This window comes from Pseudomonas sp. NPDC090755 (assembly GCF_044769005.1).
Classification (GTDB): domain Bacteria; phylum Pseudomonadota; class Gammaproteobacteria; order Pseudomonadales; family Pseudomonadaceae; genus Aquipseudomonas.
This window is the reverse complement of sequence record NZ_JBIVXC010000024.1, coordinates 57,916-68,949: the sequence shown is the minus strand read 5'-3', so window position 1 is coordinate 68,949 and position 11,034 is coordinate 57,916. Positions and strand designations below refer to the sequence as shown.

Genomic DNA, 11,034 nt, shown 5'->3' with positions numbered 1-11,034 from the left:
ACTGCGCAGCAGTCGCAATCCGGTCACCTCGTTGTGCCTGACAGATTGAGGTCGCCAGGTCTTACGGTCGCTTCGCGACCGATCGCAGCCTGGCGGCAGCGGCTACACCCCGTAGCCGCTGCCGAGGAACGAGGCTGCGATCGACTGCGCAGCAGTCGCAACCCGGTCACTTCGTTGTACCTGACAGACTGAGGTCGCCAGGTCTTACGGCCGCTTCGCGACCGATCGCAGCCTGTCGGCAGCGGCTACACCCCGTAGCCGCTGCCGAGGAACGAGGCTGCGATCGACTGCGCAGCAGGCGCAACCCGGTCACCTCGTTGTGCCTGACAGATTGAGGTCGCCAGATCTTGCGGCCGCTTCGCGACCGATCGCAGCCTGGCGGCAGCGGCTACACCGTCAGTCAATCAAGACAGTTGCTCCCACAGCGATGAGGGTCAAGGCGTGACGATATTGAACTGCGGGCTGAACGTATCGAGGGTCCCCAGCAGTTCGGCGAATTTCTTGCCGTTGCCTTCGACCTTGATCAGGCCCTTTTGCATGGCCGTGGGGAAGTCCAGTTGCTTGAGGCTGATCTGTTCAAGGGTCGCCTTGCTCATGGTCAGGCCGGCATCGGCCTTGGGGTTGAGGCCTTCGCGGTGGGTCAGCACGCCATTGCGCAAGGTCAGGTTGAAGGCCTTGTCCGGCTCGCTGAAGCGCCAGTTGAGGTTCATGTCATGGCCCACCGCCTTGTCGACGTCGACGCGCACCGCCAGGTAGTCGAAGAACATCTGCGGCGTCAGGGCCCGGACCATGTCCACCGACACTGAGCTGCCCGGGCTGTCCGGCACACCGTTGCGCAGTTCCATGGCGCCGGTCAGGTAGATGTTGCGCCAGTTGGCGTTTTCACTCTGGTAGCCCAACTGTTCCAGGGCCTGGGCCTGGAGGGCGCGGGCCTTGGTGTTGTCCGGCTCGGCGAACACCAGGTGGTTGCCCAGTTGTGCAGCCCAGCGGTATTCGCCCTTGTCCATGGCGGCCTTGACCTTGCCCAGTACGGCTTCGTCTCCGCCCATGGCTTCGACGTACAGGCGCGCGCTTTCCACCGGCGGCAGCGGGTTGAGGTTGGCCGGGTTGCCGTCGTAGAAGCCCATGTAGCGCTGGTACACGGCACGGGAGTTGTGGCTGAGCGAGCCGTAGTAGCCCTGGTTGTACCACTTGTTCTTCAGTTCGCCCGGCAGCGTCTGCATGTTCTGGGCGATTTCCATCGGGGTCAGGCCCTGGTTGAGCAGGTGCAGGGTGCGGTCGTTGAGAAACGCGTACATGTCGCGCTGGTCGGCGAGCAGGGTCTGCACCGGCTCTGCTCCCCAGGTCGGCCAGTTGTGCTGGCCGAACAGTACTTCGGTCTTGTCGCCGTAGCGGTTCAGGCTGGCATCCAGGTACTGCGACCAGGCCTTGGCGTCGCGCACCTGGGCGCCGCGCGGGGTGAGGATGTTGTGCATGGTCTGCGAGGCGTTTTCGGCAATGCCCAGGGCCTTGAAGCCGGGAAGGTAGACGTTCATCTCCGAGGGCGCTTCGGTGCCGGGGGTGAGCTGGAACTCGATGTCGACGCCGGCGATGCGCCGGGTTTCGAACGGTTGGCTGATCAGGTCGGTCGGCTCGATCAGGGTAATGGTGCCACCGATGGCCACGGCCTTGCCGATGGCGGCATCCACCTGGCCCTGTTCACCCCGGGGCAGGTACAGGCCGAACTGGTACTGGGCGCGGCGGCTCATGGCGTTGCCGGCGTAGACGTTCTCGCTCATCACGTGTTCCATGAACCCGGACGGCGCCAGCACCTTGACCTTGCCGGCCTTGACGTCGGCCTCGTCGATCACCCCGCGCACGCCGCCGAAGTGGTCGGTGTGGGTGTGGCTGTAGATCACCGCCACCACCGGTTTGCGCGGCCGGTTCTGATAGTACAGGTCAAGGGCGGCGCGGGCGGTTTCGGCGCTGGTCAGCGGGTCGATGATGATCAGCCCGTCGTCGCCTTCGATAATGGTCATGTTGGCCAGGTCCAGTCCGCGGACCTGGTAGAGCCCGGGCACCACCTCGAACAGGCCGGCATGGGTGTTGAGCTGGGCCAGGCGCCAGAGGCTCGGGTTGACGCTGGCGGGGCTGTCTTTCTGGTTCAGGAAGTCGTAGCTGGCCAGGTTCCAGATCGGCTTGCCGCTGGCATCCACGACCTGACCCTTGAAGGGCGCGATCAGCCCGCGGCTGACGGCGGCATAGTCGGCGTCATTGGCAAACGGTCTTTGGTCGAGCACGGCGGCATTGCTGCTTCGGGTCTGCTCGCTGGCGCCTGCAGCGCCGGCCGGGGCTGCGGCGTGAACGGCCTGGCTCAGGCAGGCCAGGGCAACCAGGCTCGCCAGGCGGGCCCGTGGGAACAGGAAGGAAAGGGGCATGGTGTCTCCGTTATTGTCGTTATGGCACACCCGGCCGAGCTTAAGGCTCGGGTTTGCCAGACCAGCAAGCCGCTGGCGACAAAAAACATGCAGGCCCGACCTTCAGTCGTGGTTGATCACCCGGTTCCTGCCGGTCTTCTTGGCGCTGTACAGGCGCCGGTCGGCGGTGGCGACCAGGGCATCCAGCGCCTGGCAATCGTCGCTGCGCAATTCCGCCACGCCAATGGATACGGTCAGGTGGATTTCCAGTGACGGCGCATTGGCCAGCAGGGTATGGGCATCGGGCACGCAGATGGACTGGGCGGTGGCGATACGCAGCTGTTCGGCGATGCGGGTGGCGTCTTCCATCGAGGTTTCCGGCATCAGTACGCAGAACTCTTCGCCGCCATAGCGCACCACCAAATCCTGGGGGCGCACGAGGGCTCGCAACAAGGTGGCCATGTGCTTGAGGACTTCATCGCCGGCACTGTGGCCCCAGTTGTCATTGATCTGTTTGAACCGGTCGATGTCGAGCAGCCACAGGGCCACCGGCTGATCGTCCTGCAGGCGCTGAAGCAGGCCGCCAAAGTCCGCTTGCAGGCGGCGGCGATTGGCCAGTTGGGTGAGGCCGTCGACCAGGCCCATTTCCCGCAGTTGCAGGTTTTGGTGCAACTGGCCCTTGAACAGGCGGTCGACGACATACAGGGTCAGCGCCATCAACAGCCCCAGCAGGGCCCAGACCCCGAGGAACAGGGTGTCGATCTGGCTGTTGACCGCAGCACGCAGGTCGGCGGCGCTGATGTAGTTGGCCAGCATCAGGTCGGCGCCTTCCAGTTCGCGGTACTGCAGGTAGCCCTGTTCGAGCTTGACCATGCCGTGTTCGCGCTGGAACAGGGTCGGCACCGACAGCGGCCTGGGCGCCGCCGGCAAGGTGTTCAACCAGTTGCCTTCATGGGGGGTGAAGCCCTGGGTGCTGGAGGCGATCAGGGTGCCCTGGTTGTCGATCAGGGCATGCAACTCGTCGCTTTCGGTGGTCTGGTAGAGGTACTCCTGCAGGCGGGTCTGCGGCAGGTCGTAGATCAGCGCGCCGCGCATCACCGCATTGAGATACACCGGGGCGCTGAGCAACAGGTGCGGCAGGGGGCCGAAGTCGGTGCCGGGCAGGGGGTAGAAATCGATGTCGAGGTCTTCGCTGTTGGCGCGGTTGAGGTGCATCAGCGGCGAGCCGGTGAGCTTGCGCAGGATCGGGCCCAGTTGTGCGTCCGGCACCGGCGGGTAGGCGATGACGATGCCCGAGGTGGTCAGGAACAGGATGCGCGCCAGGTCCACCCCGGCCTGAAACTGCGCCGGCAGCAGCTGGCTCATGGCCCGTGACAGGTGCAGGTCTTCCACCAGTTGCTGGTGGTCGCGACCAAGGCCCTCGATGGTCGTCACCTGTTCATCGCCGATGGCCCGCACCGGCGCATCGGATTTGGGCACCGGCAGCCCCCACACCGGGTGCCTGCGGTTGAGCATGGCCAGCTCGATGGCATCGTTGCGGCGCATCGAGGGCTGGTTCTGCCCTTCGATCAACACCCGCTCGGCGATGCTGCGCAGAAACTGCAACTGGCTCTTGCCGTTGGAGATCACGGTTTCGATAGCCAGCGCCTGCAGGTGCAGGTTGTGCTGGCGGTCTTCCAATTCGCGCTGGTGCAGTTGCCAGTACTGGCGCCCGGCAAGCACCAGGGTGATGGCGAAGGCCGCCAGAAAACACAGGACAACCGTACGCCTGGGGCGCCTGCAGGCCATGGGCAGAAACAGGCGGGAGCGCGTCACGGGCGTCGGCGGTTGTTCCATCGGGCAGGTCCGGGGCTGAGGAAGTTGTGATTATAGATCGTCGCTTCCTGCCCATTGCTTGAACCGGCCGCGCTACTTCAGCTGCTTGAGGTAGGCGATCAGGTGCTGGCGCGCCTGGGCATCGGCCTGTCCCGCAAACATCATCATATTGCCCGGCACCAGGGCGGCGGGGCTGGTCAGCCAGGCGTCGAGGTTGGCGTCATTCCAGCTCAGCCCGGCTCCTTTGAACGCGGGCGAATAGTTGAATCCCGGGGCCTGGGCACTGGCGCGGCCCGCCACGCCCTGCAGGCTGGGGCCCATCAGGTGTTTGCCGGCCTCGGTGCTGTGGCAGTAGCCGCACTGGGTCTTGAACAGGGCCTGGCCCTGGGCGGCGTCGCCCTGGGCAAGGCACAGGGGGGCGGCCAGCAGCAGGGCGCTGGCGATGAAGAGTGGTGTGCGGGTCATGTGGGTTCCTGTAGACAAAAACAGTCCGCCAGGCCGGGCCTGGCGGGGGCAGTAGAATGAACGTCAGAACGGGTTGGCCAAGTCGATGCCGGATTTGCCCGGGGCCAGGATATTGTTCGGGTCCAGGGCGCGTTTGATGGCATGTTCGACCTTGCGCTTGACCGGGCCGTAGCTCTGCGCCACCCGCTCCTGGAAGGCGGTGTTGACCCGGTACACGGCATAGCCCTGTTGCTCGAACACATCCAGCAGTTCGGCGAAGCAGGCGTTGGCGCGCCGGGTTTCCTCGGGGTTGCTGCGGTCGTACAGCACATCGATGACGTGGTGCATGTCGCGCCAGCCGACGATGAACTCTCCGACGTAGTCCAGGCCGTGCTTGTTGAGGATCTTCTTGGCCAGTGCCTGCTGTTTTTCGCACTCGCTGCCACGGGCCTGGCTGACCGGGGCGAACCACATCGAGCCACCGCCGCCGCGCCAGTTGTACAGGCCGAACTCCTGCAGGTTGGGCACCCCGGACATCAGCTGCGCACGGTACTTGAACGGCTGGGTATCACCGGCCTCTTCCTGGGTGACGATACGGCCCTTGCCCAGTTGCTTGAGGGCGCCGGTGACGATCTTCCAGTTCACCTCGACCTGCTCCTGGGTGCCGTAGAGCGCGGCATAGACGTTCCAGGCTCCGAGGTTCTTGTCTTTCTGGATCTGCTTGAGAATGGCGTCGGATGTCGCCCCCGGCTCGCTGGTGTAGTCGCTGCGGCGGGTGTTGCAGGTGGAGGCTTCCCACAGTACGCCGGCGATCACCACTGAGTTGGGGATGACCTGGGCGATGCGCAGCGGGCGGATGAATTCGACGATCTCGGCGATGTCCGACTCCTGCTCGAACTTGATCTCGAAGGGTTTGAACACCGGTGGCTTGGGCATCAGCCAGAAGCCCATCTTGGTGCAGATGCCGTAGTTGGCCTGGGTGAACATGCCGTCCAGGGTCGGGCCGTAGCCCCATTTGAACACCTGCCAGGCGTTGTCGCCTTTGACCCCGCCCATGCCGGTGCGGTAGACGTCACCATTGGCCAGCACCACTTCCATGCCGCATTGCATGAGGAAGTGCTCGCCGTACGGGGTGTAGCCCACGCCACGGTCCATGGTGTTGCCCAGCGGCCCTGCGATCGCCGACGGGGCCGAGAACGACAGCATCAGCGGCAGCTTGTGTTCCTGCAGGTAGTCGTAGAGTTGCTGGTAGGTCACCCCAGGCTCCACCAGCGCGGTGCACAGTTCGGGGTCGACGTGGAGGATCCTGTTCATTTTCTTGAGGTCCAGGATCACCTGGCCGCGCTGGCCGGGGGCGGCCGAACCGTAGCCGAAGTTGCGGCCGGTGGAGATGGTCCACACCGGAATCTTGAACTGGTTGCAGATTTTCACCACCCCTTGCACCTGTTCCACCGTGGTGGCGGTGACGGCGGCCGAGGGTGCGTGTTCGGCATTGTCCACGGCCATCATGATCTTGTTGTAGGGGATCAGTTGTTCGTCCTTGACCAGGACATTCTCTTCGCCCAGCAGGGCGCGGAACTGCGCGATGGCTTGCTGGAAGCCGGCGGCATCGACGCCGCGCGGCAGCAGGGTGTTGGTGGTTGCTTGGCTCATGGGGGAATCCTTCAGACTTCGATCGAGAACGACACGTAGGTGCCGGTCGGTGCCTGGGCGCGGCGGGCGACCCGCGGTGCCTGGCCGGTGTCGGTGCTGCCGAGCACGGCCAGGGCATAGCCGAGGCTGGCGGCCCATTGGTCGTCACCCGTGGTGCGGCTGGCGGTGCTGGCTTGCAAGGTCGGCGCCGGGCTGTGCAGGCGCTGCTCGTGCAGGCTGAAACCCTGGCCGCAGCGGTGCAGTTGCTGGCCCAGTTGCAAGGCACAGCCGTGTGCCGACCCTGCGCTGAGCAGGCGATGCTCGGAGCGATGGGCATGGGCACTGTGCTGGCCCAGCCACTGCACGTGGGCACCGGCGCTGCGCGCCAGGTCCACCAGCAGCGTGGCGCTGGCGTCATCGAGCAGGCCGATCAACCGCTGGGGCCGGCCGCTGGCCAGGCGCTGTTGCAGTTGGAGCAGCGCCTGTAATTGAAGGTTTGCCGGCAGCACCTGCACCTGTGCGGCAGCGGGGCTCGCCTGAAGGCCCTGGACAAAGGCCGAGCCCGCAGCACCGGCGCTGACCAGCGCCAGCACCGGCAACTGTCCGGGCGCCGTGCGGCCCAGCACGCTATTGGCCAGGCTCAGGCCCGAGCTGCCCATGGCCACACCGGCCAGGCCGCCCAGGGCCATGCCCTTGAGCAGCGAACGACGTTCGACTTGGATCATGGCCGGGCCCTCAGGGTTTGGTCGCAGGCGCAGGGCTGGCCGACAAGTACTCGGCCACCTGCTGCAGGGCGTTGTCGTCGATGAACGACGCGGGGAAGGCCGGCATGGCGCGAAAACCGTTGCGCACGATGGCGTTGATGTAGGGCGGCGGCAGTTGCCGGCCCTTGAGCGCTGGGCCGACCTGGGCTTCGTGGCAATGGCCGCAGACTTTGGCATAGACGTTCTCGCCGCCTTTCCACACGCCGTCGCCATCGGCGGCGGCTGTGCCGGCAAGCAGGAGCAGGGGCAGGGCAAGGCAGGCGTTGACGGTCCGTCGCACAGCCTGGCGGTTGGGCAGTAGGGACATGGCAGACTCCATATTGTTATTGGTTGTGGGCACAGCAGTCAGAACGGATAGGCGCGCGGCCGGTGCTGCACAGTGATCCAGTGGTCGGTGGTGAACTCCTCGATGGCCCAGTCACCGTTGAAGCGGCCCAGGCCCGAGTTCTTCTCGCCGCCAAAGGGGGCGTTGGGTTCGTCGTTGACCGGGATGTCGTTGATATGGGTCATGCCGGCGTGCAGCCGCCGGGCGAACTGCACGCCACGCTCCAGGCTCGCGCTGAACACCGCACTGGACAGGCCGTATTCGCTGCGGTTGGCCAGTTCCAGAGCGTGCTCGGCATCGCGCGCGGCCTGGATGCCCACCAGCGGGCCGAAGATTTCCTCGTGGGCGATGTCCATCTCGGCGCTGACATTGCCGAACACGTGGGGCGGCAGCACATTGCCCTGGGCCTGGCCGCCCAGCAGCAGTTGCGCGCCTTCGGCCAGGGCAGTGGCGATCTTGTCCTGCAGGCCTGCCAGTTGCCGGGCGTTGATGACCGGGCCGATCACCGTGCCGGGCAGGCTCGGGTCGCCGCAGGGCAGGGCCTTGACCCGCTCGACGAAGCGCTCGGTAAAGGCCTGGAGCAGCGGTTGCTCGACGATGATGCGGTTGACCGCCATGCAGATCTGCCCCTGGTGCAGGAACTTGCCGACCACCGCGGCGTTAACCGCTTGCTCGAGGTCGGCGTCGGCCAGGACCACGAACGGGCTGTTGCCGCCCAGTTCCAGGGCCAGGTGCTTGAGGTGGGTACCGCCGCTGGCGATGCGTCCGATGTTGCGCCCCACCTGGGTGGAACCGGTGAAGGAGATGAACGCGGGCACCGGGTGCTCGACGAAGGCGTCACCGATCTGGGCGCCGGCGCCGACCACCACGCTCAGCACCCCGGCCGGCAACCCGGCTTCTTCGAAGATGCGCGCCAGCAGCAGGCCGCCGCTGACCGGAGTGTCGCTGGCCGGCTTGACCACCACGGTATTGCCCAGGGCCAGTGCCGGCGCCAGGGAGCGTGCGGTCAGGTGCAGGGGGAAGTTCCACGGGCTGATCACCCCGATCACCCCCATCGGCTTGCGGTACACGCGACTTTCCTTGCCGGGAATGTTCGAGGCGACGATGCGCCCGTGCACCCGCGAGGGCAGGCTGGCCGATTCGAGGATGATTGCACGGGCCGCGCCCCATTCGATCTGCGCCTTGATCCGGGTGCTGCCGGACTCGTGAATGATCCAGTCGATGATCTCGTCGCGACGCTCATCGAAAATGCGCACCGCTTCGAGCATCACCCGGGCGCGTGCGGCCGGTGGCTGTTCTGCCCAGCCGGCCTGCACGTGCGCGGCCGTACGATAGGCGGCGTCGAGGTCGTCGCGGTTGGCCAGGGGAATATGTAGCAGGGGCTGCCCGGTGAAGGGATCAACCACGGTCAGTGAGCGCTCGGCGCTGCCGGCGCGCCACTGGCCGGCCAGGGGTTGCAGATGGAGATTCTGGTAGGCAGGGCGGGAAGGTGTCATCGGCTTCTCTCTTGTTGTGACATTGCGATGAACTGCCCATAACAACTATCGTGCCATGCCTGGTTTTTCGGATTAAATCTATATAAAACAATAGGTTATCTATTTGTGTGGATGACTTCAGGCCGGGCCGGATGGCGCGGGCTGCGAAAATTTGTGCAGAGAAGTCAGCGTTTGCAGAAAGCTCTGCACCGGTAAAAATCCGGGCGGTTATCGGACGCTTTGTGCGCCTGGCCGCCGCTTGCGACGGACAGCCGATTGACCCCGCCGGGGTCGGCGGCATACTGGAGGCCTTACCTTCTGCCTTGCGTTCATTGCCTATGACTCCAACAACAGCTGGCAAACCTGGCCGTCCTGTGGACGAAGATTTCTTCAAGCAGGTACTGGGCCGCCACAAGCGGTTGATCGTCGACCGCGCCCATCAGTTCGGCAGCAGTGGCCTGCCGTCAGCCGAGCAGCTGGCGCAGTCGGTGGCCTTCGCCCCGCAGGACGGCAGTATCTGGCTGTGCGGCCAGCGCATGATGTTGCTGCAAGGCTCGGCCTTCGGTGCCATCCGCCGCGAACTGATCGAGGCCCTGGGCCTGGACAAGGCCCGCGGCCTGCTGACCCGCATCGGCTGGCAGGCCGGCGCCCGCGATGCGGCGCAGGTCAGCGAGCAGTGGCCCGAGGGCGATCACGCCAGCCTCTACAGCGCCGGCCCGCGCCTGCACATGCTCGAAGGCATGGTCAATGTCGAAGTGGTGCGCTTTGAGATCGATTCGAATATCGGGCATTTCTATTCCGAGTTTCTCTGGCACAACTCCCTGGAAGTCGACGAACACATCGCCGCCTACGGCCTGGGCGGGGAGCCGGCGTGCTGGATGGAAATCGGCTATGCCAGTGGCTATGCCTCGTCGCTGCTTGGGCGTCTGGTGGTGTTTCGCGAACACCAGTGCCGGGCCATGGGCCATGGCGCCTGCCGGATCGTCGGCAAGCCGGCCGAGCAGTGGGAAGACATCGATGTCGACCTGGCCTACCTGGATCCCGGTGATTTCCTCAGCCGCAGTGCCTATCACAGTGGAGGCGATCCACGGGTCGCCGACCTCGAGGTGCCGGCCGATGGCAAGCAGATGGTCGGCATCTCGGCCAGCTTCGTCGCCGCCAGCCAGTTGCTGCAACGGGTGGCGCCGACTCAGGCCACGGTGCTGCTGACGGGCGAGTCGGGCGTTGGCAAGGAGTTGTTCGCCCGCACCCTGCACCAGGCCAGCAAGCGCCAGCACACGCCGTTGGTGGCGCTCAACTGCGCGACCCTGCCGGAGAACCTGGTGGAGGCCGAGTTGTTCGGGGTCGAGCGCGGCGCCTATACCGGTGCCGAACGTTCGCGCCCCGGTCGTTTCGAGCGGGCCCACGGCGGCACCCTGTTCCTCGATGAAATCGCCACCCTCAGCCTGCATGCCCAGAGCAAGATCCTCCGCGCCCTGCAGGAGGGCGAGATCGAGCGGGTCGGCGGTAGCGCGCCGATCCAGGTCGATGTACGGGTGATCGCCGCTACCAACCTGGACCTGCGCCGGGAAGTGGAGGCCGGACGTTTTCGCGAAGACCTGTTCTATCGCCTGAACGTATTCCCCATTCACTTGCCGCCCCTGCGTGAGCGCCGTGAAGACATCCCCCTGTTGATGAGCTACTTCCTGCGCACCTTCAGCCAGCGTCATGGCCGGCAACTGGCGGGCTTCAGCACGCGGCTGGTCAATGCGCTGCTGACCTACCGCTTTCCCGGCAACATCCGCGAGTTGCAGAACCTGGTGGAGCGTGGGGTGATCGCCGCCAGCGATGGCGAGGCGATGGACGTGGTGCACCTGGCCGAAGCCGGCGCGCCGTTGATGGAGGGGGCTATCGGCCTGACCGCCGAAGGGCGGCTGGCCAGGGGCAAGCAGACGACTCAGGCAGCGTCACCCCAGGCCGCGGACGAGCCACAGGCAGTGGACAGCGGGGCGCCGGAGCTGGCCAGCCTGGAGGCGTTCTTCGCCGGCCAGGAGCGCGTGCTCGGCACCTCCCTGGAAGCACTGGAGCGGCGCCTGGTGCAACTGGCCCTGGAGCGTTCCGGCGGCAACGTCACTGCCGCGGCGCAGATGCTCGGCATGAGCCGCGCCCAGGTCAGCTACCGGCTCAAGGGCAGCTGACCGGGG

General features: G+C 65.6%; 8 protein-coding genes. 1 reads left to right on the top strand and 7 read right to left on the bottom strand.

What is annotated here, in order from left to right:
- Positions 1 to 434: 434 nt before the first annotated feature.
- The 7 genes from ACIQUS_RS24730 to ACIQUS_RS24700 form a co-directional block, all read right to left on the bottom strand.
- On the bottom strand, positions 435 to 2,417 hold the full coding sequence (locus ACIQUS_RS24730; RefSeq protein ID WP_403052936.1) for an alkyl/aryl-sulfatase: 1,983 nt from the start codon (positions 2,415 to 2,417) through the stop codon (positions 435 to 437).
- A gap of 102 nt (positions 2,418 to 2,519) precedes the next feature.
- Positions 2,520 to 4,232 carry a diguanylate cyclase gene (locus ACIQUS_RS24725; protein ID WP_403052933.1) on the bottom strand — a complete coding sequence of 571 codons (1,713 nt, stop codon included), beginning with the start codon at positions 4,230 to 4,232 and terminating at the stop codon, positions 2,520 to 2,522.
- Between the two features lie 72 nt (positions 4,233 to 4,304).
- Positions 4,305 to 4,676: a c-type cytochrome gene (locus ACIQUS_RS24720; RefSeq protein ID WP_403052930.1), complete on the bottom strand. Its 372-nt coding sequence runs from the start codon at positions 4,674 to 4,676 to the stop codon at positions 4,305 to 4,307.
- Positions 4,677 to 4,739: 63 nt separating this feature from the next.
- Complete coding sequence (locus tag ACIQUS_RS24715; protein ID WP_403052927.1) at positions 4,740 to 6,308, bottom strand: FAD-binding oxidoreductase; 1,569 nt, start codon at positions 6,306 to 6,308, stop codon at positions 4,740 to 4,742.
- 11 nt (positions 6,309 to 6,319) lie between these two features.
- Positions 6,320 to 7,012 (bottom strand): hypothetical protein, encoded by a 693-nt coding sequence (locus tag ACIQUS_RS24710; RefSeq protein ID WP_403052924.1) that lies wholly within the window; start codon positions 7,010 to 7,012, stop codon positions 6,320 to 6,322.
- 10 nt (positions 7,013 to 7,022) lie between these two features.
- Positions 7,023 to 7,358, bottom strand: coding sequence for a c-type cytochrome (locus ACIQUS_RS24705; RefSeq protein ID WP_403052921.1), 336 nt, complete (start codon positions 7,356 to 7,358; stop codon positions 7,023 to 7,025).
- A 38-nt stretch (positions 7,359 to 7,396) separates the two neighbouring features.
- Entirely contained in the window at positions 7,397 to 8,872 is a 1,476-nt protein-coding gene (locus ACIQUS_RS24700) for an aldehyde dehydrogenase family protein (protein WP_403052918.1), read from the bottom strand.
- A 317-nt stretch (positions 8,873 to 9,189) separates the two neighbouring features.
- Here ACIQUS_RS24700 and ACIQUS_RS24695 point away from each other — a divergent pair, with 317 nt between their 5' ends.
- On the top strand, positions 9,190 to 11,028 hold the full coding sequence (locus ACIQUS_RS24695) for a sigma 54-interacting transcriptional regulator (RefSeq protein WP_403052915.1): 1,839 nt from the start codon (positions 9,190 to 9,192) through the stop codon (positions 11,026 to 11,028).
- Positions 11,029 to 11,034 lie beyond the last annotated feature (6 nt).

Excerpts from the sequence above, each read along its gene's own strand:
- ACIQUS_RS24730 (WP_403052936.1), bottom strand. The coding sequence starts at position 2,417 with ATGCCCCTTTCCTTCCTGTTCCCACGGGCCCGCCTGGCGAGCCTGGTT.
- ACIQUS_RS24725 (WP_403052933.1), bottom strand. The coding sequence starts at position 4,232 with ATGGAACAACCGCCGACGCCCGTGACGCGCTCCCGCCTGTTTCTGCCC.
- ACIQUS_RS24720 (WP_403052930.1), bottom strand. The coding sequence starts at position 4,676 with ATGACCCGCACACCACTCTTCATCGCCAGCGCCCTGCTGCTGGCCGCC.
- ACIQUS_RS24715 (WP_403052927.1), bottom strand. The coding sequence starts at position 6,308 with ATGAGCCAAGCAACCACCAACACCCTGCTGCCGCGCGGCGTCGATGCC.
- ACIQUS_RS24710 (WP_403052924.1), bottom strand. The coding sequence starts at position 7,012 with ATGATCCAAGTCGAACGTCGTTCGCTGCTCAAGGGCATGGCCCTGGGC.
- ACIQUS_RS24705 (WP_403052921.1), bottom strand. The coding sequence starts at position 7,358 with ATGTCCCTACTGCCCAACCGCCAGGCTGTGCGACGGACCGTCAACGCC.
- ACIQUS_RS24700 (WP_403052918.1), bottom strand. The coding sequence starts at position 8,872 with ATGACACCTTCCCGCCCTGCCTACCAGAATCTCCATCTGCAACCCCTG.
- ACIQUS_RS24695 (WP_403052915.1), top strand. The coding sequence starts at position 9,190 with ATGACTCCAACAACAGCTGGCAAACCTGGCCGTCCTGTGGACGAAGAT.